Source organism: Streptomyces ossamyceticus (genome assembly GCF_001418475.1).
Classification (GTDB): Bacteria; Actinomycetota; Actinomycetes; order Streptomycetales; family Streptomycetaceae; genus Streptomyces; species Streptomyces ossamyceticus.
The window spans coordinates 1-25936 of sequence record NZ_LIQX01000031.1 but is presented as its reverse complement, the minus strand read 5'-3'; the positions used below and the strand labels follow the sequence as shown (position 1 = coordinate 25936).

The window sequence follows — 25936 nt, the reverse complement described above, 5'->3', positions numbered from 1 at the left end:
CCGGCAACCGGACTGTCAGGATCCGTGTGATCTACGCCGTAGGTGACCCGGACAGGTGCTCGTCAAGGCCTCGTCCCGTTTAGGGTCTTGGCATGGCACGACCACGGCGCATCGTCCTTGTCCGGCACGGCGAGTCAACGGGCAATGTTGATGACACCGTGTACGAACGCGAGCCCGACCATGCTCTGGCCCTCACCGACCTGGGCTGGCAGCAGGCCGAGGAGACCGGCAAACGGCTCCGGGAGCTGTTCGGCCGGGAGCGTGTCAGCGTCTACGTCTCCCCGTACCGCCGGACGCACGAGACCTTCCAGGCCTTCCATCTGGACCCCGAGCAGGTGCGCGTACGCGAGGAGCCCCGCCTGCGGGAGCAGGACTGGGGCAACTGGCAGGACCCCGAGCAGGTACGCCTCCAGAAGGCCTACCGGGACGCGTACGGCCACTTCTTCTACCGTTTCGCGCAGGGCGAGTCCGGGGCCGACGTGTACGACCGGGTCGGCAATTTCCTGGAGAGCCTCTTCCGTAGTTTCGAGGACCCGAACCATCCGCCGAACGTCCTGATCGTGACCCATGGGCTCGCCATGCGGCTGTTCTGCATGCGCTGGTTCCACTGGACGGTCGCCGAGTTCGAGTCCCTGTCGAACCCGGGCAACGCGGAGATGCGGATGCTCGTGCTCGGGGAGAACGGCAAGTACACCATCGACCGGCCCTTCGACCGCTGGCGTGACCCGGAATCGTACGGGGCCACCAGTTAGAGTGGCAGGGCGATGACCGCTGACTCCTCTCCCGACGGCCGCCTGGAGCGCGCCCTGGCCAGCCTGCGCGGACTCGCGGTCGGGGACGCGCTGGGCTCGCAGTACTTCGTGCCGGTGAACTATCCGCTGCTCAAGCGCCGCGAGACGCCGCCCGGCCCCTGGCAGTGGACCGACGACACCGAGATGGCCTGCTCCGTCGTGGCCGTCCTCGCCGCCCACCAGCGGATCGACCAGGACGAGCTCGCCCGCTCCTTCGCCGTCCACCACGACTTCGACCGGGGCTACGGACCCGCGGTCAACCGTCTGCTGCGGCTGGTCCGCGAGGGCGGCGACTGGCGTGAACTGGCCTCCGCCCTCTTCAACGGCCAGGGATCATGGGGCAACGGCGCGGCCATGCGGATCGCCCCGCTGGGCGCCTGGTACGCCGACGACCCCGAGCAGGCGACGCACCAGGCGGAGATCTCCGCGTACCCCACGCACCAGCACCGCGAGGCCGTCGTCGGCGCCATGGCCGTTGCCGCGGCCGCCGCCCTGGCGGCCGACCCTGCGGGGCCGCCGACCGCCGAGGCGCTGCTCGACGGGGTCATCGCGCTCGTCCCGAAGAGCGCCGTCGGCGCTGGACTGCGGCGGGCCAGGGACATGCTCGACTACGCCGACGCGGACACCGTCGCGGCCGTACTGGGGTGTGGTCGGCGTACGACGGCGCACGACACGGTGCCGTTCGCGCTGTGGTCGGCCGCGCGCGCCCTCGGTGACTACGAGACGGCGTTCTGGACCACCGCCCAGGCCGGCGGTGACGTCGACACGACCTGCGCGATCGTCGGGGGAGTGGTCGCCTCCGGCGGCAAGGACGGGGCACCTCCCGAAGGATGGGTGGAGCAGACGGAGGCCCTGCCGGACTGGGCGCCTGGGCGGTAGCTCCGCCTGGGGGGATTCGATGCGGCGAGGCGGTCGCGTGGCGACGGCCCGCTTCCCTGGGCCCGCTTCCCTGGGCTCGGTTGTCACAACCGCCTCAAGTGTCACAGGCGTGCCACAGAGTGCCTCTTGGTCTCCGTCATGGCCGGGGGCGCCGCATAGCCTGTCCCGCACGCCGCTGTTGATCTTGACAAGGCGCGGCGCCGAGACACCGGCCCACGAGCCTTCCGCCGCAGCGGCATGCCGTCGGCGGCGGGCGATGAGGGCCGGTCGGGGGAGGGGGTCCCGTGTCCGACCAACCGTCCACGCCTGCAACGCCCGGGTCCGACCGGCAAACGCCCAGGGAGCGAGCCTCGGCCGAGCAGCCGGGCTCCGATGCGGCAGCGACCGCGCAGACGCCCACGGAGGCCGCGGCGGACGCCGCGGACGCGGGGGACGCCGCGGTGGAGGGCTCGGCCGCTGAGTCGGTGTCGGCGGGCGAGCCTGCCGGTGCGGAGGAGGTGCGGCTCGTGTCCGACGCTGAGGCCGGGGTGACGAGCCGGGCTGCCGGGGCCGAGGCAGCGGATCCGGCTGATTCCGCGCCGGTCGGCCAGAGTGCCCGGTCGGAGTCGGCAGGGTCGGCCGTCCGGTTGGAGTCGAGGAGGTCGGTCGCCGGGGCGGAGTCGGCGAGGTCGGTCGCCGGGGCCGGGACGGCGGCCGGTGGGGCGGCTTCGCCGCGGCGTGCGGCTGGGCCCGGTGGGGAGGAGCCCGCACCGATCCGCACCGCGACGCTCTGGGCCGCGCTGGCCACCGGGCTGCTCAGCATGCTGCTGCTCGGGGACGGGATGGCGGTCAACCTGCTGGTCGTCGCCGTGCCCGCGACGCTGGCCGTGTACGTCGCAGGGCGACGGGCCGGCCGACGGCCACGCGCCTGGTCGCTCGTCTGGGGCGCGGGCGGCCTCGCCCTGCTGGTCGTGCCCTCCGTGCGAGCCGCTGAGTGGCCCTCCTTCCTCGCCGTCGTCACCGCGCTCGCGGCGGGCTCGCTCGCCCTGCACGGCGGCCGCACCTGGCCGGCCGTCCTCCTCGGCCCCGTCGGCGTGTTCACGGCGCTGGTCACCGGCCCCGCCTGGGCCTGGCAGGGGCTGCGGGAACGCGCGGGCGGCGACCGGAGCAAGGTGGGACCCGTGCTGCGGTCGCTCGCCGTGGCCGCGGGGCTGCTGCTGGTCTTCGGCGTGCTGTTCGCCCAGGCGGACGCTGCCTTCGCCGACCTCCTCGGCGCCCTGGTGCCGGACGTCTCCACCGAGGACGCGCCCTGGCGGGTCCTGCTCCTCATGGTGGGCCTCGTCGGGACACTCGCCGCGGCCCGCACGGCCGCGGCGCCGACCCGCTGGGACCGGGTCCAGGTGACCGCCGGAGTGGCCCGTGGCCGCGTCGAGTGGGCGCTCCCGCTGATCGGACTGATCGTCCTCTTCGCCGCCTTCAACGCCGTCCAGCTCGCCGTGCTCTTCGGAGGCTACGACGCCGTGCTGGCGGAGACCGGGCTGACCTACGCCCAGTACGCGCGGCAGGGCTTCTGGCAGCTGCTCATGGCCACCCTGCTCACCCTCGCCGTCATCGTCGTGGCACTGCGCTGGGCCCCGCGCACCCGATCGAGTGACCGCACGCTCGTGCGGGGCGTGCTGGGAACCCTGTGCGCGCTGGCGATCGTTGTCGTGGCATCCGCTGTGCGCCGTATGGACATGTATGTGGAGGCCTATGGGCTGACGCGACTGAGGATCTCCGTGGTGGCCATGGAGCTGTGGCTCGGCCTGGTCATCGTGCTCATCATGGCGGCCGGGGTGTGGGGTGCCCGTCTGCTGCCGCGGGCCGTCGCGGTCAGCGCGCTCGCCGGGGTGCTCGCGTTCGGCTTCGTGTCGCCGGACGAGCTGATCGCCGAGCGCAACGTCGAGCGGTACGAGACGACGGGCCGGTTCGACCTGGAGTACGCGAGAGGGCTGTCCGCCGACGCCGTACCCGTCCTCGACCGGCTGGAGGAGCCGATGCGCTCGTGCGCGCTGCGGGACATCGCCGCCGAGCTGGACGAGGAGCGGGACACCCCCTGGTACGCCACGAGCTGGGGCGAGGCCGAGGCCCGGCGCGTCCTGGACGAACGGCCGGTGGCGTCCGAGGTGAGCGGGCCTGCGAGCGGGCCGACGTGCGGCGAGCCGGAGTGGGGGCCGGAGCCGTTGGTCCGCTGAGGCAGACGCGTGAGCGGCTCAGCGCCTCGTCCCACGGCGGCGCTCTCTCGCCCTGCCTCGGGGGCCGCCCCTGCGGTGTCCTCCTGCGACGCCGAGGCGCTGGGACGGGCTCGCGGGCCGGACCACGGCCCCTGCCTCGGGCTCGGCCCGGGTCGTGGTCCGGTGTCGGTGGGTGCCGGTCAGCCTCCGGCGGGTCCCGCCGTTCCCGCGAGGGCGTCCAGGTCGCTCTTGCGGACCCTGATGACCACCGCGGCGGTGGCCAGGGCGAGGACGGCCATCGCGATGGCCGGGATGAACGCCGTCGCGATGCCATGGGCCAGCACCTCGTGGCTCCAGGGGGCCGGAAGCTGCTGAGTCCTCGCGAACTCGGCCTTCTGCTCGGGCGACGCCTCCGCCATGAACAGCTGCACCTGCTTCTCCCCCTCCTCACGGCTGGCCGTACCGAAGACCGTGGTGAGGATGGACAGACCAAGCGAACCGCCCACCTGCTGCGTGGCGTTGAGCAGCCCGGACGCCGCGCCCGCCTCGTGCGGGGCGACCCCGGAGACGGCCGTCAGGGTCAGCGTCACGAAGTTCAGCCCCATGCCGAAGCCGAACAGCAGCATCGGGCCGAGCACACCGCTGACGTAGGAGCTGTCGGGGCTGATCAGGGTCTGCCAGGCGAGGCCGAGCGCGACCAGCGTCGAGCCGCCCAGCATGAACGGCTTCGGCCCCAGCACCGGCAGGAACCGCTGCGACAGACCCGCACCGGTGACGATCGCGACGGTCACCGGCAGGAAGGCGAGACCGGCCTCGATCGGCGTGTACCGCAGCACGTTCTGCACGAACAGCACGATGAAGAAGAACATGCCGAACATCGCCGCGGCCAGGCTCAGCATGATCACGTATGTGCCCGACCGGTTGCGGTCGGCGAACATCCTCAGCGGGGTGATCGGCTCCTTGGCCCGGCTCTCGATGTAGCCGAACGCAAGCAGCAGAACGACCGCCGCCGCGAACGAACCGATGGTCAGTCCGTCCCGCCAGCCCTCCTCGGCCGCGCGGATGAAGCCGTACACCAGGGACGCCATACCGGCCGTCGAGGTGAGCGCGCCCGCTATGTCGAACCGCCCGGGGTGCCGCTCCGACTCGCTGATGTACATCGGCGCGAGCACGGCGATCAGCACACCGATGGGCACGTTGACGAAGAGCACCCACCGCCAGTCGAGCCATTCGGTGAGCATGCCGCCCGCCAGCAGACCGATGGCGCCGCCACCCGCCGAGACCGCGGCGAAGACCCCGAACGCCCGGTTGCGCTCGGGCCCTTCCGGGAACGTCGTGGTGATCAGCGCCAGCGAGGTCGGCGACGCGATCGCGCCACCCACACCCTGGAGGGCTCGCGCGGCCAGCAGCTGCCAGGGCTCCTGGGCGAGACCGCCGAGGAGCGAGGCGAGCGTGAAGACGAGGATGCCGGTGATGAAGACCCGGCGGCGACCGAGGATGTCCCCGGCCCGGCCCCCCAGGAGCAGCAGACCGCCGAACGTCAGCGTGTACGCGCTGACCACCCATGTCAGGTCGGTGGTGCTGAACTTGAGCGACTCTTGAATGTGCGGGAGGGCGATGTTCACAATCGTCGCGTCCAGTACCACCATGAGTTGGCAGGCCGCGATGACCGTGAGCGCGATGCCGGGGTGCCCCTCCCGGCGGGCGGCTCCCGGCTTCTGATCCTGAATCAACGGAGAGGTTGTCACTATGGGTCCCCCACAAGTGCCTTAGTGAACGCTCGCGTTCACTGTCGCGTCAACGGTAGTGAGTCCCCCTTAGTGAACGCAAGCGTTCACCGAAGTCGCCGCCGTGCACGCCCCGACCGCCCGCTCGCACCCGCCGAGATCCCCACCCCCAGGCTCAACGGAGAAACACAGATGGTCACTTCGCGCTGGACGGCCGCTCCCGCATCGACGGCCTCCCCGCGCCGGCGCGGCGCCGTACTCGAACGCGCGATCCTCGACGCCGCGCTGGATCAGCTCAGCACGGTCGGCTGGAACGGCCTCACCATGGAGGGCGTCGCCGCGGGCGCCCAGACGGGCAAGGCAGCGGTCTACCGGCGCTGGCCCTCCAAAGAGGATCTCGTCGCCGACGCGCTCCAGGCCGGACTGCCCCGCTTCGACGAGGCACCCGATCGCGGAAACGTACGCGACGACCTCCTGGAACTGTGCCGCCAGGCCCGCGAGGCGATGTTCTCCCGCCCCGGGTTCGCCCTGCGTTCGGTGATTCACGAATGCGACACCCTCCAGGCGGAGCGCTTCCACACCGTGATCATCGAGGGGGTCGTCGAGCCCACGGTGAAGCTGCTGCGGGAGGTCATGGAGCGCGGAATCAAGCGCGGCGAGGTGCGTTCCGACGCGGCCAACGGCTATGTTCTCGACGCGATTCCCGCGATGATGATGTATCGCTCAAAGGTGTGCGGAAGCGAATGGAGCGAGCGGGAGATCGCGGAGATGGTCGACCAGTTGATGGTGCCGCTGCTGCGCTCGCCGGGCACCTGACCCGGCCCCGCCGCGAGGTCGCGGCCGCCCCGGGAGCCTGGGTGTCGCACCACCTCGCGGGCGGCGTAGGCTAAGGGCGCCATGCCGTACGAACCACCTACTCACACCGTCGAGCGCTCCCTGCGCGCCACGACCGGAGCGAAGGTCATTGCCGGTGTCGACGAGGTGGGGCGAGGTGCGTGGGCCGGCCCCGTCACCGTCTGCGCGGCGATCACCGGACTGCGCCGACCGCCCGAGGGCCTCACCGACTCCAAGCTCCTGACGATCAAGCGCCGCGAGGCGCTCGCCGAGGAACTGCTGAAGTGGGTGACCTCGTACGCCCTCGGTCACGCCTCCCCGGAGGAGATCGACGACCTGGGGATGACGGCCGCACTGCGGCTCGCCGCCGTACGGGCCTTGGACGCGCTCCCGGTGCGTCCCGACGCGGTCATACTCGACGGCAAGCACGACTACCTCGGTTCGCCCTGGCGCGTCCGTACGGTGATCAAGGGCGACCAGTCCTGCGTCGCCGTCGCGGCGGCCTCGGTGATCGCCAAGGTTCGGCGCGACAAAATGATGGCCGAACTGGGTGTCGAGCATGCAGACTTCGGTTTTGCGGCCAACGCCGGCTATCCGTCGCCCGTGCACAAGGCCGCTCTGGCGGAGCGGGGGCCCACCCCGCACCACCGGTTGTCGTGGGCGTATCTTGATGCGCTGCCCCAGTGGCGGCATCTCAAGAAGGCCCGCAACTGGGCGGACGGAAGCGTTCCGGAGATCGAGGGTCAGCTCGGCTTCGATTTCTGACGGATTCGTTCGCACTCATGTGCCACCCGCTGACGCGAGTCGTAGCGGCGTTTGATAAACATCAGCTCATGCCTCTCATTCCCGAGGAGCCTCAGATTCACGAGAGTGCCCAGGGTCCGCGCGCCACTCCGGCCAGCGGCCGCGTCGCGCCGACCCCTCGTCCCGTACCCGGACCCCGTCCCGCGGCCCCGCCGCGTCCCGGCCGCCCGGGTCCTGCCCGGCCGGTGCCGGCCCAGCGCGCGTCGCACACCGCGGCCAAGCCCGGGCCGTCCGCTCCGGCCGCCACCCCGCAGATCCAGCTGCTCCCGGCCTCGGCCGAGGGCGCGCTGGACGCCGCGGAGGAAGCCGTCGACCTGCTGCTGGAGTCGGGACGCGCCCCCGGCGACGTCCTGGTGATCACCACCGGTGAGCAGCACCCGTGGGCCGCCCACGAGCTGTCCTTCGGGGAGAGCGCGTACTGGGCCCAGCACGACGCGGGGGACGACGTGTTCTACGCCGACGCCTCCGCCGTCGGGCGGGCCGCGCCGCGTCCCGTGGTCGTGGTCGCCGTCAACGGCGGCACCGAGGCCCTCGCCGCGCAGACACTGCCCCAGGCTCTCGGCCGGGCGCGTGCGCTGCTGATCGTCTGCGGCGACCCGCAGAAGATCAACGCGGTGCTGGGCGCCGGAGTCTGAACGACCGCGAAACCTCCCGGTAGGCCCGCCAGGGCACACCTGGGAGCGACGCGTGCCCGTCACGGCCCCCAGGGTGCCGTGACGGCCACACCCCGCGACGGGGCGCTTCGGCGTGCCGGCGGGGTGTTTCGCGTGCCCGCGCGCGGGCCGGGACGCGAGCGACGCCCGGGCAAGGCTGGTGCTGGTGCTGGTGCTGGTGCTGGTGCTGGTGCGAGGCCGGGGGCCGAGGGGAGGGGCCGGAAGGGTGGACGCGCGCCCTCCGCGTGCGTGTGCGCGGGCGCACGTACCTGCGGGTGCGCGCACGCGCGAGCGCCCCGTGGTGTGGGGGAGTACGCGGGCGTGGCCTGAAGTGTGCCGACGCCGCCGGGCCCGGCATGACCGGAGGGCCCGGCGTGACCGGAGGGCCCGAAGGCCCCGGGGTCAGCGGGCCGCCGCTCGGCGCAGTACCTCGGAGGCCACCCCGCCGGTGCGCGGTATCGGCGGCGGAGCCATGGCCGTGGCGAACGGCTCGGCCGGTGAGTCCGCGTGAGGGCGGCGGCCGCCGCGACCCTCACCGAGGACCTGCCAGCCGTCACGTGTCAGCGTGATGTACGCCCCGCAGCGCAGTCCGTGCAGGGTGCAGGCGTCCCGCAGTCCCCACATCCACGCCCCGTCCTCCTCCGTCCAACGCGCGTCCCCGTCGCGGCAGTACAGCAGGACGGCCGTCCGGACCGGCGCACGCCGGCGCAGGTCGTGCGGGATGACCCGGCGCAGCTGCGCGAGGAGCGCGTTGCGGAACATCCAGCCGTCCGCCGGGGCCGGTCGCCTGATGAACGAGGCGCTTGCCCGCAGCCGTTCGTCGGGGTCCAGGACGGCGATGACCGCCGTCGCGGGCCGCGGCTGATGGCGCGCGTGCAGTCCGCTGACGACCTCCCGGGGATTGCGCAGCAGCGGAATCCCGGCGGCGGCCCATTCCGCGGGCTCGAGCAACCGGTTGGCGGAAGCGGCGGACAGGTCGGCAGACGTCGACATGGAGGCCGCCGAGGACGGAGCGAATCCGAAGGTCACGATCCTCCCTTCGGCTACGCGCCCACACTGCGGGCGGGGTCGGACTGGGGGAGCGCACGCCGCAGCAGAAGCCCTACCGGTTCACCGGTGGGCCGTGCGGGGAGCGGACCTCAATTCTTCCTGCCGAACTTGGTTGCGGCAACGAGCAATTGGGGCCACTGGCGGTTTTGTGGTGATCCACCGTTTATATCCCCGCCCTGTGGGAGTCGTCGGCAACGCCCCGGGTGGCGGGTGGCAACGCGCTGTTGACGTGTCGATCCGGGGCGGGACACCGGCCGTGGCTGCTTGTGAGGGAGGGGTCGCGGGGGGTGAGGTGGCTGACTGTCCGAGGTATCGGGTTGCATGGGGACATGGACACCGTGAAGCTCCGTGCCGAAGCCGACGCCATCCTCGCCGAGCTCGTCGGCGACCCCACGGGGTCGGCGAGGCTCCGGGAGGATCAGTGGCAGGCGGTGGCGGCCCTCGTGGAGGAGCGCCGGCGCGCCCTGGTGGTGCAGCGCACCGGCTGGGGCAAGTCGGCGGTGTACTTCGTCGCCACCGCCCTGCTGCGCCGTCGCGGGTCCGGTCCGACGGTGATCGTCTCCCCCTTGCTGGCGCTGATGCGCAACCAGGTCGAGTCGGCCGCGCGCGCCGGCATCCAGGCGCGCACCATCAACTCGGCCAACCCGGAGGAGTGGGAGACCGTCTACGGAGAGGTCGAGCGCGGTGAGGCCGACGTCCTCCTCGTCAGCCCCGAGCGCCTCAACTCCGTGGACTTCCGCGAGCATGTGCTGCCCCGGCTCGCGGCCACCACCGGTCTGCTGGTGGTCGACGAGGCACACTGCATCTCCGACTGGGGACACGACTTCCGGCCCGACTACCGCCGGTTGAGGGCGATGCTGGCCGAACTCCGCCCCGGCGTACCGGTGCTCGCCACCACAGCCACCGCGAACGCGCGGGTGACGGCCGACGTGGCCGAGCAGCTGGGCACCGGCGGCGGGGAGGCTCTGGTGCTGCGCGGCCCGCTGGAGCGGGAGAGCCTCCGCCTCGGAGTCGTACGCCTGCCCGACGCGGCCCACCGGCTGGCCTGGCTGGCGGAGCACCTCCAGGAGCTGCCGGGCTCCGGGATCATCTACGCCCTCACGGTCGCCGCCGCGGAGGAGGCCACCGCCTTCCTGCGGCAGCGGGGCTTCGAGGTGGCGTCCTACACGGGGCGTACGGAGAACGCCGACCGGCTCCAGGCCGAGACCGACCTCCAGGAGAACCGGGTGAAGGCGCTGGTCGCGACCTCGGCCCTGGGCATGGGCTTCGACAAGCCGGACCTGGGGTTCGTGGTCCATCTGGGCTCACCGTCCTCGCCGATCGCCTACTACCAGCAGGTGGGGCGGGCGGGGCGCGGTGTGGCGCACGCCGATGTGCTGCTGCTGCCGGGCAAGGAGGACGAGGCCATCTGGCGCTACTTCGCCGACACCGCCTTCCCGCCCGAGGCGCAGGTCCGGCAGACCCTCACGGCCCTCGCCGAAGCGGGACGGCCGCTGTCGGTGCCGGCCCTGGAGACGTCCGTTGACCTCCGGCGCACCCGGCTGGAGACCATGCTGAAGGTGCTTGACGTGGACGGGGCGGTCAAGCGGGTCAAGGGTGGCTGGATCTCCACGGGCGAGCCCTGGTACTACGACGCGGAGCGGTACGCGTGGGTCGCCAAGCAGCGGGCGGCCGAGCAGCAGGCCATGCGCGACTACGTGAGCACGTCCGGGTGCCGGATGGAGTTCCTGCGCCACCAGCTCGACGACGAGGGCGCAGTCCCCTGCGGCCGGTGCGACAACTGCGCGGGAGCCTGGGCCGACTCCTCCGTCTCGACGGACACGCTGACCAGCGCGACCCAGGAGCTGGCCCGCCCCGGGGTAGAGGTCGAGCCGCGCAAGATGTGGCCGACGGGGATGCCCGCCCTGGGCGTCGACCTGAAGGGCCGTATCCCCGCCGCCGAGCAGTGCTCCACCGGGCGAGCCCTCGGGCGGCTCTCGGACATCGGGTGGGGCAACCGGCTGCGCCCGCTGCTGGCCGAGAACGCGCCCGACGGCCCGGTCCCCGACGACGTCCTCAAGGCTGTGGTGACGGTCCTCGCCGACTGGGCCCGCTCCCCGGAGGGCTGGGCGTCCGACGGTCCAGGCTCCACCGCCCGCCCCGTCGGCGTCGTCGCCATGCCCTCCCTGCGGCGCCCCAGGCTCGTCGGCTCGCTCGCCGAACGCGTCGCCGCAATCGGGCGTCTGCCCTTCCTCGGCAGCCTCGCGTACACCGCCGAGGGCGGCGAGCACACGGCCCGCCGCAGCAACTCCGCACGGCACCTCCAGGCCCTCTCCGCCGCTCTCACCGTGCCCGACGAACTGGCCGGGGCCCTCGGCGCGGCCTCGGGCCCCGTGCTGCTGGTGGACGACTTCGTCGACTCCGGCTGGACCCTCGCCGTCTCCGCCCGCCTGCTGCGCCGGGCGGGCGCCGGCCCGGTCCTGCCCCTGGTGCTCGCCACGGCGGGCTGAGCATTCCCCTCACCTGCGGACACAGGCGGAAGTACCAGAGGCGGAAAAAGCGCAGGGACCATCGTCCTATGGCGGAAGAACTCCGCGGCACGCCAGAGTAATGACCACGGCGAGGAAATACGCAGAGGTCATGACGGGAGTGATCGTGTCCGCGCAGATATCCATTGATCCCGGCCGCTTCAGCCAATTCGGTGAAGCCACCGGAAGCACTTTCTGTCTGATCACGAATTCCGAGCTGGTCGATCGGATCGAAGTCAAGGAGACGGCGCAGTACCGGCAGTACCTGACCATCACGCTGGACGCGGGCGACAATTTCGAGGAAATCCTCGAGAAGAAGATTCCGGAACCCGCGCACGTGCTGGTGATCTCCCCGCACAGGTTCTTCGAGTCACCGGACCCCGATCTGGTGGGGCAGCGGAAGATCATGGGCATGGCGTGCAACTCCACGCCCACCGGGCTCGACGAGATCCGGCACTTCCTCGGTGTGATGGAGCGGACGTCGGCCGCCGACCAGGCGGCGTTCTGCGACACGTTCTTCGAGCTCGCCGAGGACGCCGACCACCTCGTGTACGCCGACCCGGTGCACGGCACCCGGGCCACCCTGGACCACCTGCGCGAGGGTCTGGTGTGGAACCAGCAGGCCGGGCCGCTGGACTGGGGCGACCAGCAGATCGTCCCGTCCGGTGAGATCAGCGTCCTGCCGGTCGAGATCAGGGAGTTCGACGAGGCCCTGAAGCTGCCGCTGGAGGGCGAGATCACGCTGCGCGGCTACCCGATCCTGCACAACGGCACCCCCTCCTTCTCCCGGCGCGACCAGGCCCGTATCCACTCCCAGCTCTGGGCGATGCGCGACAACGCGATCAAGGCCGTCGTCGAGGACGGCAGGATCCGGCACCTGAAGGCGCTCGACGCCGGGGCGGCGCCGGCCGTGGCGATGCTGGAGCAGATGTTCGCGGTGGACTCCCGCTACCGCATCGTGTGGGAGATCGGCCACGCCCTCAACGTCTCGCACGACATCCTGCCCGGCAACCACGCCATGAACGAGGTGTACGGAGGCACGGAGGGCTGCCTGCACTTCGGGCTCGGCCTGACCCCGTACACCCAGTACCACCTGGACATCATCTCGCCCGACACCCGCGTGCTGACCAGTAACGGCGTCGCGGTGATCGGCCACCCTGACCACCCCACCGTCGAGCGGGTCGTGTCCGCCGTATAGCGGACCGCCGGCGTGCGACCCGGTGGGGTGTACGCAAGGAAATACAACCAACAGGAGGTGACTCGCCATGAAGAAGATCAAGGTGCAGAAGAACCGCAACTACCTGGGCACGCTCCTGGGCTGAGTACCGACCCGTGGCGGGGCAGGCACAATGCCCCGCCACGGGGTTCACCCTGTTTTCCGTGACTGCTTACTTTCCAGGAATTCTGTGCTGCCCGAGAGTCCCGCGCTTTCTCGGGCGTCCTGCCCTTTCCAGGAATTCTGCCCTTTCCAGAAATTCTGCCTTCTCTAGGAGTGCGCCCGTGCCGCCGCTGGAACTCACGACAAGCGATTTCGGTCAGTTCGGTGGGCCGGTCGAGAATTTCTGTCTGATCACGAGTGAGCAGTGCGGCGAGTCGATCTCCCTGAATGCGGGCGACGGGTGCTCCCGTGTCCTGCGCCTGACGCTTCCGCCCGGCACTCGCCTCGGCGAGCTGATCGCGACGAGCGTCCCCGAGGACGCGCACGTGCTGGCGGTCTGCCCCGGGCGGTTTCTCGACTCGCCGACCCCCGAGGAGCTGGGCGGACGCAGGCTGGCCGTGCTGCCGGCCGGGTCCACGCCCCTCACCGACGAACACATCCGTTACTTCCTGCGCGCCGCCGCCCGCACCGACGTGGCCCGGCAGACCCGCGCCGCCGAGGAGTTCTTCGACCTGGTGGGCGACAGCGACCGGCTGACGATCGTCGACGACGTCTCCGGAACCGAGGCCGAGTTCGACCACACAGCCGGTGCCTGTGTCTGGAACCAGCAGGCCGGCGTCCTGGAACCGGGCGATCAGCAGATCTTCCCCCCGGGGAAGCTGAGCGTCACCGCCGCGGAGATCACCACGTTCGAACCGGACGCCCGGCTGCTCGGACTCCACGGGGACCTGACCCTGCGCGGATGGCCGATCGTCCACCGCCACGAGGACCCGGCCGACGGCGCCGACCAGCGACGACTCTTCGAAGCCCTCTCCCCGCTCGTAGCCCACGCCGTGACGCTGCACATCGCCGCCGGAACCATCGAGGGCGTCACACCGCAGACACCGGGCGCGACCTCGGCGGCGGTCGAGCTGGAGAAGCTCCTCACCGACGATCCGCGCTGTCGCGTCATCTGGGAGCTCGGCTTCGGGATCAACACCACCACGGAGATCATCCCGGCGAACTGCGGCCCCAACGAGGTGTACGGCGCCACCGGCGGCGTCGTGAACCTCGGGCTGGGGATCACGCCGGCCACGCGCTTCGCCCTGGCCTTCCTGTGTCCCCGCAGCTCGCTGGTGACAGCGGACGGAACAGCCGTCCTCGGCGCCCGCAAGGCGGTACGCCGAGGCCGGATGCAGCGCGTCTCCAGCGCGAGCTGCGGCTGCCACTGACCCCAAGGAGGGATGCACGCCATGACGATCAACCCGGAACTGCGCAAGAAGGTCGACGCGATCCTCGACACCTTCATCAAGGACTTCTACGAGACGGTCCCCTACGCCCAGCACCAGAAGAACTCCTCCGAGCTGAACCTCGACTACTACAAGCGCCACAACATCGAGACGATCCTGCGGCTGCGCCGCAAGCGGACCGTGGACGCGCTGGCCATCAAGTACTTCACCAAGGTGGACCCGGTGCAGGCCAAGGCGTGGGCGCACTACACCGACGACGAGATGCTGCACGACCGGCTGTTCGCCGCCGACCTCGCCAAGGTCGGCGTCACCAAGGACCAGATCTACGCCACGGAACCGCTGCTCTCCACCAAACTGCTGACCGGATACCTCCAGTACGGCATGGAGTTCGAGGACAGCCCGCTGGCGCTGATCACCAGCGTGTACTTCGTGGAGTACGTCACCACTCGCACCCAGCCCGAGTGGCTGGACAACCTGGGCGACGTCCTCGGCGAGGACAACGTCAAGGGGGCCCGCGCCCACGTCAACACCGACCTCGACGACGACCACGACGACTTCGTGTGGCGGGTGCTGTCCACGCTGATCACGTCGGACGCCGAGGAGCAGAAGGTCGTCGAGCACCTCAACCACATCTACTGGCTGTGGAAGCTGTACTTCGTGGAGCTGCACCAGCTCACCGTGATCGGCAGGAGCGACGCGCAGATACCGCTGCCCACCGCGGCCGAGGCCTGAGCGGGGCCGCGGTGGCCGACGACGACCGCGGCAAGCGGCCCGACGGGCGGCGGAGGGTCGAGGTGCTGGCCCTGCCGCCCGGCCGGGAGCTGCCGACCGAGACCGAGAAGTGGATCGTGGACGGCCTGGTCCTCGCCATGCCGGGCCTGCACACCCGTCAGTTGTTCACGCTCCGGCGGGACATGTTGACCGAGGCCGATCACGTGATCGTCGGGGTGGACCGGGAGCGGGACCGGGTCGTCGCGCTGCTCACCTCGCGGTGGGCGGAGATCCCCTCGGGGCGGCCCTGCCTGCACATCATGATCCAGTTCGTGGGGGACGCGTACCGCAACGGCTCGGTCTTCAAGGAGAGCTGGGCCCTCCACTTCGACCGGCTGCTGGCCGAGGGCCACCCGTTCCCCGAGGTGATCGCGCTCAAGACGTACAACCCCGTGGTGCACTGCGCGATGGCGGCGTTCAGCGGTCATCCGGACATCACCATGTACCCGGATCTCGCGGGCAAGGACGACAACGGGGAGGCCCTGGCGGCGGAGGTGGCCGAGGCGCTCGCCCCCGGAGCGGCCTTCGACCCCGCACGGGGGGTGGTTCCCGGCATAGGCCGTCCGGTCGACCTGTACCGGGAGCGGCCCCTGAGCCACGCGCCCGACGCCAACCGGTACTTCGCCGAGCACACGCGACCGGGAGACCGGGTGCTGTGCCTGCTGCACGTGCCGACACAGGCCGGGGCGCACTCGATCCTCACCGCCCTGGGGCTGCCGGCGCCCTCCGCCCGCCGCTGACACCTCCTCGCCCACCGGGCCCGGCGCCCTGACAAGGCTCCGGGCCCGGTGGCCTGGTCGTGCGGCCGGCGTCGGGCACCCGTCCATGCGGCCGGCGTCGGGCACCCGTCCATGCGGTCGGCGTCGGGTACTTGTTCGCGCGGCTGTGCGATGGCTGCGTATGTGTGCGGCCTCTGGGCGTCCGTACGTCACCCGTGCGTCGGCCGTATGTCACCCCTGCATCGGCCGTACGTCATCCCACACCCGGCACTCCACCGATCGTGAGGCACCATGTCGGACGCATTTCCGCACGACTACTCCCGGGCACGCGCCGACTTCCTGGGCGCCGCGGAGGCGGCGGGCGCACGGCTGAGGACCTTCGTCCTGCCCGGACACCGGGGGCCCGACGGCGGCGAACTCGCCGTCGACACCGCCTACCTGGGGCCACCCGATCCGGTGAAGCTCCTGGTGACGGTGTCCGGGACCCACGGCATCGAGGGCTTCTGCGGTTCGGCCTGTCAGACCCGGATCCTGCTCCGCGAAGGTCTCGCCGAGGCCGCCGCCGGACCCACCACCGGCGTCCTGCTCGTCCACGCCCTCAACCCGTACGGCTTCGCCTATCTGCGTCGGGTCAACGAGGACAACGTCGACCTCAACCGGAACTTCGTCGACCACGACGCCCCGCCGCACAACGGCGCCTACGACGCCGTGCACCGCACGCTGGTCCCGCCGGACGCCGCCGCGTTCGACCCCGGCGAGCTGGTCGCGAACCTCACCGCGCTGCGCGACGAACTCGGCCCGCAACGCCTTCAGGAGGCCGTGACCCGGGGCCAGTACCGCCACCCCGACGGCCTCTTCCACGGCGGGAGCGCCCCGACCTGGTCCCGGCGCGTGTTCGAGACGGTGGTGGCCGAGCAGATCACCGGCGCCGCCCACATCGGCTACATCGATCTGCACACCGGGCTCGGCGAACGCGGTGTCGGCGAACCCATCTTCCGCGGCGGCCGTGACGCCGACGCCCACCAACGGGCCCGCCGCTGGTACGGCGACGCGCTGACGGCCTCGGAGCACGGCACCTCGTCCTCCACACCCATCGTCGGCAACACGGCGACCGCGGTGGCCGACGGCATCGGCGCCGACAGCCGACTGACCGCGATCACCCTGGAGTTCGGCACCCAGCCAGGCCCCGAGGTACTGCTGGCCCTGTGCGCCGACACATGGCTGCACCGGCACCACACGCCGGCCGACGCCGTCCGCTCCGGCCTCAAGCGGCTGATCCGGGACGCCTTCTGCCCCGCCGACGACGCCCGCTGGCGCGAACAGGTCCTCCGAAGGGCGCGTGAGGTGTTCGACCAGGCCCTCATCGGCCTCGCCGACGCCAAGCCCGGCGAGCACGGCTGACGCGTCGAGCACCGCGGCAACCCCGAACCTCCCGCAGTCCGCCGACGACTGCGGGAGGTTCGGCGTTTCGGTCATTCGGTGGCGCCTACGGGTCGAGCGGCTCGATCTCCACCTTGGCCTCGATCTCGCGTACCCGCTGGGTGTCCTCGTCGAGGACGTCCTGGTCGGGGGTGGAGAGCAGGACCCAGCCGAGCGTGGTGAAGAGGTCCTCCGTCTTCGGGACCCGGGAGCCGTTCGGGTAGCGGCAGCCCAGCTTCTGGAACGAGGCCAGGTCGCGCAGTGAGTCCAGGACCTCCGCGTTCCGCATGATCCCGCTGTTCGCCGCGGAGAGCCAGGCCACCCGGGTGGGCTGCACGATCTCGTAGCCGGGGCTGAACGCCGAGTCCAGATGGTGCCGCACGGTGCGGTCGATCTGGGAGTCACCCGTCGCGAGCCGCGCGGCCTGCTGCGCACAGCCGCCGTCGAGGCGCGCCGCGATCTCGATCAGGCGGGGTCCCTCGTCCGTCAGCATGATCTCGGTGTGGGTGCACCCCGTACGGATGCCGACGGCCTCGGCGACCTGGCGCGTGTACGTCTCCAGCACCTTGACCAGCGGGTCCTCGGGAAGGAGGTAGTCCTCGGCGTCATAGACCCCGATGCGGGCGCCGCGGGCCGACTTGCTGTACCGGACCACCGCCACCAGCCCCAGTTCCCCGTCGACGGAGTAGGTGTCGACGACGAACTCGGTTCCCGACGCGAACTCCTGGACGAGGATGCTGTCGTTGGTCAGGTCGAACATGTTGACCGAGCCCAGCAGCCGCCTGAACGGAAGCCGCCAGTCCTCGCCCGCCTCCACCTTGTGCACGCCGTCCGTGCCGCCGCTGCACCGGGGCTTGAGCACCAGTGCCTGCCCCTCCAGGCCGGTCTCCCGCAGCCAGTCGGCCGCCTCCTCCTCGGTCCCGGCGGCGAACGTCCGCAGATGGGGGATGCCCGCGCTCGCCACGGCCTGGGCCATGGGCCACTTGTCGCGGCGGGCGGCGGAGAGTTCGGGCACGTTGCCCGTGCCGGGGAACAGCTCCTCGACGAGCGCGTCCACGAGCCTGACCGCGTGCTCGTTGCCGGGGATGACGGCGACGGGGTCGTAACCGCGCACGGTTTCCACCAGCTTCGCGAAGTCGCCGTCATGGAAATGGGTCGCGCTGAAGGACTCCGGCTTCCAGCCGTGCAAGTAGGACTTGAGCGGTGCCGGTGTGCTCAGGATCGCCACCGACGCAACCCCCCGCGCCCGGAAGGCGTTGGCGAACTCGGCGGCCTCGGAATAGGGATCGACCAGGATTACATGGCGTTGCATCTAATTGCTTCCCCTTCTGCGAATGTCCTGACGCTTGCGCGATCGCGGTCCCGCTCCTGCGGAGCCTTCCTAGGTTCCCGTCCGGATCTCCGCGTCGGCTGTTCCGGAATCGCCGATCCCTTTCCCCTCGTTCTCGGCTCGATCCTCGTTCTTTTCCGTGGCCCGGGGTGGGCGCACACCGCCCCAAGCGGCCGCCGCGGCGAGCAGACCCACCACGCCGCAGCCGAGCCACAGGCCTTCCTCGTAGCGATTCCAGATCATCACTCCGATGAACGGGCCGACGGCGCTGCCGAGTCCGTACAGCGCGTTCGACGCACCGAGATAACGTCCTCGAAGTGCGGGCGGGCCCGCTTGTGCGGGATAGGCGAAGAACAGCGACGGATATCCGATGATTTCGCCGAGGGACCAGACGAGAGTGGCGATCACCAGTGCGGCCAGCCCCAGCGGCAGGGCGTAAAGGCTCATACCGACGCCGGTCAGCAGCACACCGATGATCACGGCCGTCCGGATCTGCCAGCGCTGTACCACCTTGGCGACGAGGAGTTCGCAGGTGATCACGAGAAGGCCGTTCAGCGCGATCATCGCCGCGTAGACCTCGATTCCCATGCCGAGGTGTTTCACGGCCAGCGGCAGGGCCGAGATGTGCTGGATGTAGATCACCGAGCTCACGAACATCGCCAGCAGGAACATCAGATAGCGGCGGTCGGTCAGGACCGCCAGATACGAGGCCTTCGGCGCCGCCACATCTCCAGCGACGCCCGTCGCGCCGGCCGCCGCTCCGCCGCCCTCCGTCCCGCCGCCCGCGAGTTTCGAGGTGTCCGTTGTGTCCGTCGTGTTTGTCGCGTTCGTCGTGCCGGTCGTGTCGGTCGTCATGCGGTGCGGCAGGGTGGTCGCGGCGACGGCGGAGAAGACCACCACGGCCAGCGCCTCGCCCCAGAACAGGAAGTCCCAGGACACCTTGACGAGCGCCGCGCCCAGCAGGGGCGCGGCCGTCGTGCCGAGATTGATCGCCAACCGCCCCATGGCGAAGATCATCACGTGGCGTTCGACCGGCGTGAGAAGGCTGATCATGCTGGTGGACGCGGGCTGGTAGGCCAGGCTGGCGGCGCCGCTGATGGCGATGACCCCGAGGATGGCCCAGTAGTTCTCCAGGTAGAGGACGCAGGGGAGGAGCGCCGCCGAGCCCAGCAGGGTGGTCACGATCGTCAGCCGCGGGCCGAGCCGGTCGGACATCCAGCCCCCGACGAGCGTCCCCAGGACGGCCCCCGCGCCGTAGATGCCGAGCGCCGCGCCCGCCTGGCCGTCGGAGAACCCGCGTTCGGTCAGATACAGCACCATGAAGACCTGCACGAAGCCGCCCAGGCGAATGATCATGGTGCCGGCCAGCATGGACTTCACCGCCGTCGGGGACTCGCGCCAGACCTGCCGCACCCCCGCGTGCTGCTTGACCGCCCCGTCCGACGCTCTCGTCGCGTTGTCCTGTGCCATGCGTCTCACTGTGCGGAACCGGTCGGCACGGCAACAGGGCCCGCACTGACGATCACCATCGAATTACTGCCATTTCCGCCGCCTCGTTCCTGATGGGCGACGGCAGCGAAAACAGGGTGCGCGACCGGTTGCCGTCCTGCCGGAGCAGGAATTTCACCAGTACTGGCTCAAAGGTGCTGACCGATCCGGCCATAGGACTTCGGACCTATGGCGGGGCCGAAACCTACTGGCTAGTGTGGCCACCGCTCGACAGGGTCATGGGACCCTGGTCCTATGGCGGCAGTGAAATCGACTGACTAGTGTGGCCCTCACCCGGTCGAAATTCCGCGTGAACGGCGACATCATCGTGCCGAGCGGCCACATCTTCTGACCGTGCGTCATCCTTCGCGACAACTGATTCGCGTGCGAAGTCACCGAGATCGATCTGAAGACGGGGGTGGACTGTGGAGTCGTATGCGTATGGCGGAAATGGTCCAGAGCGGGAACGAATAATCAGCTGGCAGGCACCGCCGATGAAATTCGGTGTCGGTGCCACCCGGGAAATCGGCCATGAACTGCGGAAAGCCGGTATCTCATCCGTGCTGCTGGTGACCGATCCCCTTCTGGCCGAACTCGGTCTGCCCGCCCATGTCGCCAAACAGATCGAACAGGAGGGGGTCTCGGTCGCGGTGTTCGACCGTGCCCGGGTGGAACCCACCGACGAGAGCTGCGCCGAAGCGGCCCGTGAACTGCGCTCCCTCCAGGTGGACGGTTACGTCGGTCTCGGCGGTGGCAGCTCCATCGACACCGCCAAGATGCTGAACCTGCTGCTCACCCATCCCGGCCGCCCGGTCCGCGACTACCTGAACGCACCCATCGGCGCCGGATCCCCGATCCCCGGCCCGCTCAAGCCGCTGGTGGCGGTCCCCACCACAGCCGGCAGCGGCAGCGAATGCACCGCCATGGTCGCCCTCGGCGTCACGGGCCTGAAGGTGAAGACCGGGATCAGCGACCTGCGGCTGCTGCCCTCCCTCGCGCTGGTCGACCCGGTCAACACGCTGACCCTGCCTCCGGCGGTCACCGCGTCCTCGGGGTACGACGTCCTGACCCACGCCTGCGAGTCGTACACGGCCCGCGCCTATGACCGGCGCCCGCCCTACCCCACCCCCGGGGACCGGCCGCTGTACATCGGCGCCAATCCGATCAGCGACGTCTGGGCGGAGCAGGCGCTGGAGTTGGTGGGCCGCTATCTCAGGCGCGCCGTTCTCAACCCGGACGACCTGGAGGCCCGGACGGGGATGAGTCGGGCGGCGAGCTTCGCGGGGATGGGGTTCGGCAACGCCGGAACCCACATTCCGCATGCCTGCGCGTACCCCATAGCCGGGCTGGTCCGCGACTACCGGCCGGACGGATACCAGGTCGACCACGCCATGGTGCCCCACGGAGCGGCGGTCGTCTCCACCGCGGCGGCGGCCTTCGAGTTCACGTACCCGACCTCCCCCGAACGCCATCTGCGGGCCGCCGAACTGCTCGGGGCCAACCTCGCCGGCGTGACCGAGGCCAACGGCGCGGACGTGCTGCCGGCGACCTTGCGCAGCATCGTCGCGGACACCGGTGGGCCCGCCGGGCCGGCGGACTTCGGCTACACCACGAAGGACCTTCCCGACCTCGTCGAGGGAGCGCTCAAACAGCAGCGGCTGCTGGTCTGCTGCCCGCGTGACGTCGCCCCGCACGATCTCAAGAGGATCATCGCCGGTTCGATGTCCGCCTGACCCTCCGGCCCTCCGGCCGGAGGGCCCTCCGGCCGGCTCGACCGCCCGACCGTATTGGCGCCCGACCGTTTACCGCCCGACCGCTTACCGCTCGACCGTTGGAAGCAGTGCGGCCCTCCCCCCAGGCCAAGGAGCTGGATGCACCCGTGAGTGAAGCAGTAATACCGGAATACACGGCTGTCATCGCGGGAAAGCAGGTTCCCACCACGCGGTGGATCGACGTCCTCGATCCGTCGAACGCCCGCCCCATCGCACGTGTCGCCCGCTGTGGCGCGGCCGAGGTCCAGTCGGCCGTGCAGGCAGCCCGCCACACGTACGAGACGGCCTGGCGCTTCACGACGCCGGTCGAGCGCTCGCGGATCTGCCATCGCATCGCCGACGGACTGCGCGCCGAACGCGAGGAACTGGCCCGGCTGGAGACCCTCGACACCGGCAAACCGCTCGGTCAGGCCCGCGTGGACGCCGACATCGCCGCCCGCTACTTCGACTTCTACGCCAACGCCGTCGAAGCCCTGGGCGGTGACACGATCCAGCAGCAGCCGGGCCGACTGGCCTTCACGCTGCGCGAACCGTACGGCGTGTGCGGCCACATCATCCCGTGGAACTATCCGCTGCAGATCGCCGCCAGGACCATGGCCCCCGCCCTCGCCGCCGGGAACTGCTGCGTCCTCAAACCGGCCGAGGACGCGCCGCTGACCTCGCTGCGCCTCGCCGACATCGTCGAACAGGCGGGGCTTCCACCCGGGGCCCTCAACGTCGTACCGGGCCTCGGGGAGGAAGCGGGCGCCGCGCTCGCCACCCACCCCGACGTGGACCGCCTCGCTTTCACCGGCTCGCGGGAGGTCGGCGAGGCCGTGATGGCCGCGGCGGCGCGGAACATCGTGCCGGTCACGCTGGAACTCGGCGGCAAGTCACCGCACCTGGTCCTGCCCGACTTCGACGCCGCACGCGCGGTGCCGCAGATCGTGGAGTCGATCACCGAGCACGCCGGACAGAACTGTTCGGCCGGCAGCAGGCTGCTCATCCACCGCTCCGTGCACGACGAGCTGGTCGCCGCCCTCGCCGAGAGGTTCCGCTCCCTGCGCATCGGGCCGGGGATCGACGATCCCGACCTGGGCCCGCTCATCTCCGCCCGCCAGCGCGACAGAGTGCTCGGACATCTCGCCGAGGGCCGGCGCACCACCGAGGTGGTCGTCGGCGGGGGAGTACCGCGCGGGGACGCGTACGCAGAGGGCTTCTACGTGGAGCCCACCATCCTCGACCGGGTGACCCCGGAACACCGGGTCTTCAACGAGGAGATATTCGGACCCGTCCTGTGCGTCTCGGCCTTCGACACGCTGGACGAGGCGGTCGCCCTCGCGGAACACACCACCTACGGACTGGCCGCCGGAATCTGGACGTCGGACGTGACGACGGCCCACTGGCTCGCCCAGCGTCTGCGGGTGGGACAGGTGTTCGTCAACAACTACAGCGCGGCCGGTGGAGTCGAGTTGCCGTTCGGCGGATACCGGCGGTCGGGAATCGGAGTGGAGAAAGGCCTGGAGGCACTGCGCGAATACACGCGGTGCAAGACGGTGGCGATCCACGCGAAGCTTTCTTCCTGACCCGCTTCTCTAACTCACCCCGCAGCCCCCGAATCCAATGGAGAAGCGCGTTTCATCTCATTCATATCGATGGAGGGAGTTCATGAATGTCACGTGTTGTGCGAGAGCCCGCCACCGAGTCGAGAGCCCGACGGTGCTGCGCGTTGTGCGGGGCGCCGGCGCAGCCCGTGGCGGCACTGGCCGAGGTCGTCGCCAACGTGCACAAGGCGCTGGACGAGGCACAAGGTGCTCTGGAAGCCCAGGAGCAGGTGATCGAGGACTTACGGGCCGACGCCGACGCCGACGGCGGCCGGCGGGCCGGCGTCGGACCGTCGCGTTCCGAGGAGGTCCTAGCGGCCCGGACCTCGCTCGACCTGCTGACAGCCCGTGAGCGCGAGATCCTGGTGCTCATCTCCCGGGGGAATTCGAATCGTCGCGTGGCCAAAGCGCTCGGAATATCGGAGAAGACGGTGAAGAACCACTTGTCCGCCGTCTTCACGAAGGTCGGCGCATCCGATCGTACACAGGCCGTGGTCATGGGAATCCGCAGTGGGATCGTCTCCATTGGTGAGCCCTTCGACGATGCGCCTCCGCCCATGAACGCGAGTGAGTGACTTCCTTCGCTTCAGGGCCCATGCCGAGAGTATGCGGGCCGATCCGGCCAGGCGACAGCGCAGGGACTGTCAGAAGACCACGCATTACTGCCACATTGGTTCCCATGCTGAAGAACGTAGCCGCGGTCCTGCTCGACAACGTCCATCCTTTCGAACTCGGTGTCGTGTGCGAAGTATTCGGGATCGACCGCAGCGAGGAGGGGCTGCCCGCGTACGACTTCGCTCTCGTCGCCGCCGAAGCCTCGTCGGTGCGGGCGGTGCCCGGGTTCACCATCAGCACGCCCTACGGGCTCGACCGGCTGGAGGAAGCCGATCTCATCGCCATCCCGGTGGGGGACGACTTCCACACCAGGGACTTCCCGCCCGCTCTGCTGGAGGCACTGCGGCAGGCGGTGGCCCGCGGCGCCCGGGTCGTGAGCGTCTGTGTGGGCGCTTTCGTCCTGGGCGCCGCGGGACTGCTCGACGGACGGCGCTGCACGACCCATTGGCGGTACGCCGCCGCGCTCACCGAGCGCTACCCCAAGGCCCAGGTCGAACCGGGCGTCCTCTATGTCGACGAGGACCCGATTCTCACCTCCGCCGGCACCTCCGCGGGTATCGACGCCTGCCTCCACCTGGTGCGCAAGATCCAGGGCAGCGACGTCGCCAACGCCATCGCCCGGCGCATGGTGGTGCCCCCGCACCGGGAAGGCGGGCAGGCCCAGTACATCGAACGGCCGGTGGCGCAGGTCGGGGAGGACGGTGTGCGGGAGGTCCTGGCCTGGGCCGAGCGGCACCTGGACCAGGAGATCAGCGTCGAGCAGTTGTCGGCACGGGCCTGCATGTCGCCGCGCACCTTCGCCCGCCGCTTCCGCATGGAGACGGGCACCACCCCGTACCGCTGGCTGCTGGCTCAACGGGTGCTGAGCGCCCAGCGGCTGCTGGAGAACACCGACGACACGATGGAGATGGTCGCGGCCCGTACCGGCTTCGCCAACGCGGCGGCCCTCCGGTACCAGTTCGTGCGCTCCCTCAACACCACCCCCAATGCCTATCGGCGTGCCTTCCGGGGCCGCTTACCCGACACGACGACGCACTGAGCCCCACACGGGGGGCCGACAGGAGGAACCGAATGCTGCGCATCGCGGTAGTGGGCGCCACCGGAGCGGTGGGCCGGGAGTGCCTGGCCCTGCTCGACGGCGGGATCGTGCCCGTGGAGCAGCTGACACCCGTTGGCTCGCCGCGTAGCGTCGGCCGTGACCTGGCCGCCGAACTGGCGCTCTCCCTGCCCATGACGGACGTGGTCACCCTGGACGATCTGGACCCGAGGGGTCTGGATGTGGCCATTTTCTCCGCGGGCGCGGAAGTGAGCGCCCGAGAGGCGGAGCGGCTCGCCTCGGCCGGGGTGCTGGTCGTCGACAACAGTTCCGCTTTCCGGATGCGCCCCGACGTCCCCCTCGTGGTGCCGCAGGTCAACCCCGGCGCCCTCGACGACCGCCCGGTGAGCGGGCTCGTGGCCAACCCCAACTGCTCGACCATCCAACTGGTGCGCGCCCTGCACCCGTTGCACGAACTGGCGGGCCTGGAGAGCGTCGTGGTGGCGACCTATCAGGCGGCGTCCGGAGGCGGAGTGCGCGGTCTGCGGGAGCTGGCGGAGGGGTCCAGGACCATTTTGGACGAGCCTCGCGCGCAGGGTGCCCCTGGTGGGCGCTTCGGGCAGCCGCTGTCCTTCAACCTCGTCCCCGAGATAGGGCTGCGGGACGACACCGGGCTCACGCACGAGGAACGCAAACTCGTCCGTGAACCACGGAAGATCCTCGGCCTGCCGGAGCTGCGGGTGAGCGCCACCGCGGTTCGCGTACCTGTCTTCGACTGCCATTCGGAGGCCGTGCACCTCCGGCTGCGGGAGCCGGTCAGCACCGCGTCCGTCGAGGAGACCTTGGCCGCCACGCCCGGTCTCCGGGCCTACCGCCGGTCGGACAACCCCTCCTACCCCATGCCCCGCACCGTCTTCGCCCGCCCCGAGGACCGGGCCCTCGTCCATGTCGGCCGTATACGCGTCGAGCCCGAGGACGACCGGGCGGTGGCTCTGTGGGTGGTCGCCGACAACCTGTGGGTGGGAGCGGCGCTGAACGCCCTCCAGATCGTGGAACTCGCCACCAAGAACGGGTGGCTCGGATGACCTCCCGCCGCACGCCGGGCCGCCGTCCGCTGGTGCTGAAGTTCGGCGGCTCCGCCTTCGCCGACCTGGACGGC

21 protein-coding genes are annotated in these 25936 nt (G+C 70.5%); 17 read left to right on the top strand and 4 right to left on the bottom strand.

Features of this window, described 5'->3' with window-relative positions; all coding sequences use genetic code 11:
• Nucleotides 1–92: 92 nt before the first annotated feature.
• The 3 genes from AOK15_RS03135 to AOK15_RS03125 all read left to right on the top strand — a co-directional run bounded on the left by AOK15_RS03135 (nucleotide 93) and on the right by AOK15_RS03125 (nucleotide 3883).
• On the top strand, nucleotides 93–752 hold the full coding sequence (locus AOK15_RS03135; protein WP_079058278.1) for a histidine phosphatase family protein: 660 nt from the start codon (nucleotides 93–95) through the stop codon (nucleotides 750–752).
• A gap of 12 nt (nucleotides 753–764) precedes the next feature.
• A complete protein-coding gene (locus AOK15_RS03130) occupies nucleotides 765–1670 on the top strand; it encodes an ADP-ribosylglycohydrolase family protein (RefSeq protein ID WP_055512483.1) in 906 nt (301 codons plus the stop codon).
• Nucleotides 1671–2422: 752 nt separating this feature from the next.
• Nucleotides 2423–3883 (top strand): DUF4153 domain-containing protein, encoded by a 1461-nt coding sequence (locus AOK15_RS03125; RefSeq protein WP_055512496.1) that lies wholly within the window; start codon nucleotides 2423–2425, stop codon nucleotides 3881–3883.
• 179 nt (nucleotides 3884–4062) lie between these two features.
• Here AOK15_RS03125 and AOK15_RS03120 read toward each other — a convergent pair whose 3' ends face one another.
• A complete protein-coding gene (locus AOK15_RS03120) occupies nucleotides 4063–5610 on the bottom strand; it encodes an MFS transporter (protein WP_055512481.1) in 1548 nt (515 codons plus the stop codon).
• A 171-nt stretch (nucleotides 5611–5781) separates the two neighbouring features.
• On the opposite strand from AOK15_RS03120, the gene AOK15_RS03115 reads away from it, so the two are divergent.
• The 3 genes from AOK15_RS03115 to AOK15_RS03105 all read left to right on the top strand — a co-directional run bounded on the left by AOK15_RS03115 (nucleotide 5782) and on the right by AOK15_RS03105 (nucleotide 7862).
• Nucleotides 5782–6405, top strand: coding sequence for a TetR/AcrR family transcriptional regulator (locus tag AOK15_RS03115; protein WP_055512480.1), 624 nt, complete (start codon nucleotides 5782–5784; stop codon nucleotides 6403–6405).
• 81 nt (nucleotides 6406–6486) lie between these two features.
• The gene (locus AOK15_RS03110; RefSeq protein ID WP_055512478.1) at nucleotides 6487–7188 is read left to right on the top strand and encodes a ribonuclease HII; all 702 of its coding nucleotides are present in this window, start codon (nucleotides 6487–6489) and stop codon (nucleotides 7186–7188) included.
• A gap of 68 nt (nucleotides 7189–7256) precedes the next feature.
• Nucleotides 7257–7862, top strand: coding sequence for a hypothetical protein (locus tag AOK15_RS03105; protein ID WP_079049666.1), 606 nt, complete (start codon nucleotides 7257–7259; stop codon nucleotides 7860–7862).
• Between the two features lie 420 nt (nucleotides 7863–8282).
• On the opposite strand, the gene AOK15_RS03100 is transcribed toward AOK15_RS03105, so the two are convergent.
• Nucleotides 8283–8909 (bottom strand): hypothetical protein, encoded by a 627-nt coding sequence (locus tag AOK15_RS03100; protein WP_055512474.1) that lies wholly within the window; start codon nucleotides 8907–8909, stop codon nucleotides 8283–8285.
• 350 nt (nucleotides 8910–9259) lie between these two features.
• Here AOK15_RS03100 and AOK15_RS03095 point away from each other — a divergent pair, with 350 nt between their 5' ends.
• From AOK15_RS03095 to AOK15_RS03070, 6 genes are all read left to right on the top strand, one after another.
• Nucleotides 9260–11419 carry a RecQ family ATP-dependent DNA helicase gene (locus AOK15_RS03095; RefSeq protein WP_055512472.1) on the top strand — a complete coding sequence of 720 codons (2160 nt, stop codon included), beginning with the start codon at nucleotides 9260–9262 and terminating at the stop codon, nucleotides 11417–11419.
• A gap of 130 nt (nucleotides 11420–11549) precedes the next feature.
• Nucleotides 11550–12635, top strand: coding sequence for a hypothetical protein (locus tag AOK15_RS03090; RefSeq protein ID WP_055512470.1), 1086 nt, complete (start codon nucleotides 11550–11552; stop codon nucleotides 12633–12635).
• A gap of 302 nt (nucleotides 12636–12937) precedes the next feature.
• On the top strand, nucleotides 12938–14026 hold the full coding sequence (locus AOK15_RS03085; protein ID WP_055512468.1) for a hypothetical protein: 1089 nt from the start codon (nucleotides 12938–12940) through the stop codon (nucleotides 14024–14026).
• 21 nt (nucleotides 14027–14047) lie between these two features.
• Complete coding sequence (locus AOK15_RS03080; RefSeq protein WP_240508286.1) at nucleotides 14048–14776, top strand: hypothetical protein; 729 nt, start codon at nucleotides 14048–14050, stop codon at nucleotides 14774–14776.
• Between the two features lie 11 nt (nucleotides 14777–14787).
• Nucleotides 14788–15555 carry a hypothetical protein gene (locus AOK15_RS03075; protein ID WP_055512464.1) on the top strand — a complete coding sequence of 256 codons (768 nt, stop codon included), beginning with the start codon at nucleotides 14788–14790 and terminating at the stop codon, nucleotides 15553–15555.
• Nucleotides 15556–15825: 270 nt separating this feature from the next.
• Nucleotides 15826–16935, top strand: coding sequence for a M14 family metallopeptidase (locus AOK15_RS03070; protein WP_055512462.1), 1110 nt, complete (start codon nucleotides 15826–15828; stop codon nucleotides 16933–16935).
• 85 nt (nucleotides 16936–17020) lie between these two features.
• On the opposite strand, the gene AOK15_RS03065 is transcribed toward AOK15_RS03070, so the two are convergent.
• Nucleotides 17021–18265, bottom strand: coding sequence for an ATP-grasp domain-containing protein (locus tag AOK15_RS03065; RefSeq protein ID WP_055512460.1), 1245 nt, complete (start codon nucleotides 18263–18265; stop codon nucleotides 17021–17023).
• 69 nt (nucleotides 18266–18334) lie between these two features.
• Nucleotides 18335–19654: an MFS transporter gene (locus AOK15_RS03060; RefSeq protein WP_240508285.1), complete on the bottom strand. Its 1320-nt coding sequence runs from the start codon at nucleotides 19652–19654 to the stop codon at nucleotides 18335–18337.
• 611 nt (nucleotides 19655–20265) lie between these two features.
• Here AOK15_RS03060 and AOK15_RS03055 point away from each other — a divergent pair.
• From AOK15_RS03055 to AOK15_RS03035, 5 genes are all read left to right on the top strand, one after another.
• Nucleotides 20266–21504 (top strand): hydroxyacid-oxoacid transhydrogenase, encoded by a 1239-nt coding sequence (locus AOK15_RS03055; protein WP_055512456.1) that lies wholly within the window; start codon nucleotides 20266–20268, stop codon nucleotides 21502–21504.
• 146 nt (nucleotides 21505–21650) lie between these two features.
• Nucleotides 21651–23108, top strand: coding sequence for an aldehyde dehydrogenase family protein (locus AOK15_RS03050; protein ID WP_055512454.1), 1458 nt, complete (start codon nucleotides 21651–21653; stop codon nucleotides 23106–23108).
• 167 nt (nucleotides 23109–23275) lie between these two features.
• The gene (locus tag AOK15_RS03045; RefSeq protein WP_055512452.1) at nucleotides 23276–23701 is read left to right on the top strand and encodes a response regulator transcription factor; all 426 of its coding nucleotides are present in this window, start codon (nucleotides 23276–23278) and stop codon (nucleotides 23699–23701) included.
• Nucleotides 23702–23805: 104 nt separating this feature from the next.
• On the top strand, nucleotides 23806–24780 hold the full coding sequence (locus AOK15_RS03040; protein ID WP_055512450.1) for a GlxA family transcriptional regulator: 975 nt from the start codon (nucleotides 23806–23808) through the stop codon (nucleotides 24778–24780).
• Nucleotides 24781–24812: 32 nt separating this feature from the next.
• Entirely contained in the window at nucleotides 24813–25862 is a 1050-nt protein-coding gene (locus AOK15_RS03035; protein ID WP_055512448.1) for an aspartate-semialdehyde dehydrogenase, read from the top strand.
• The last annotated feature ends 74 nt before the right edge of the window (nucleotides 25863–25936 follow it).

Coding starts and splice junctions, on each gene's coding strand:
- AOK15_RS03090 (WP_055512470.1), top strand. CDS start 11,550: ATGACGGGAGTGATCGTGTCCGCGCAGATATCCATTGATCCCGGCCGC.
- AOK15_RS03095 (WP_055512472.1), top strand. CDS start 9,260: ATGGACACCGTGAAGCTCCGTGCCGAAGCCGACGCCATCCTCGCCGAG.
- AOK15_RS03115 (WP_055512480.1), top strand. CDS start 5,782: ATGGTCACTTCGCGCTGGACGGCCGCTCCCGCATCGACGGCCTCCCCG.
- AOK15_RS03040 (WP_055512450.1), top strand. CDS start 23,806: ATGCTGAAGAACGTAGCCGCGGTCCTGCTCGACAACGTCCATCCTTTC.
- AOK15_RS03035 (WP_055512448.1), top strand. CDS start 24,813: ATGCTGCGCATCGCGGTAGTGGGCGCCACCGGAGCGGTGGGCCGGGAG.
- AOK15_RS03080 (WP_240508286.1), top strand. CDS start 14,048: ATGACGATCAACCCGGAACTGCGCAAGAAGGTCGACGCGATCCTCGAC.
- AOK15_RS03135 (WP_079058278.1), top strand. CDS start 93: ATGGCACGACCACGGCGCATCGTCCTTGTCCGGCACGGCGAGTCAACG.
- AOK15_RS03060 (WP_240508285.1), bottom strand. CDS start 19,654: ATGCTGGCCGGCACCATGATCATTCGCCTGGGCGGCTTCGTGCAGGTC.
- AOK15_RS03130 (WP_055512483.1), top strand. CDS start 765: ATGACCGCTGACTCCTCTCCCGACGGCCGCCTGGAGCGCGCCCTGGCC.
- AOK15_RS03105 (WP_079049666.1), top strand. CDS start 7,257: ATGCCTCTCATTCCCGAGGAGCCTCAGATTCACGAGAGTGCCCAGGGT.
- AOK15_RS03055 (WP_055512456.1), top strand. CDS start 20,266: ATGAAATTCGGTGTCGGTGCCACCCGGGAAATCGGCCATGAACTGCGG.
- AOK15_RS03070 (WP_055512462.1), top strand. CDS start 15,826: ATGTCGGACGCATTTCCGCACGACTACTCCCGGGCACGCGCCGACTTC.
- AOK15_RS03110 (WP_055512478.1), top strand. CDS start 6,487: ATGCCGTACGAACCACCTACTCACACCGTCGAGCGCTCCCTGCGCGCC.
- AOK15_RS03065 (WP_055512460.1), bottom strand. CDS start 18,265: ATGCAACGCCATGTAATCCTGGTCGATCCCTATTCCGAGGCCGCCGAG.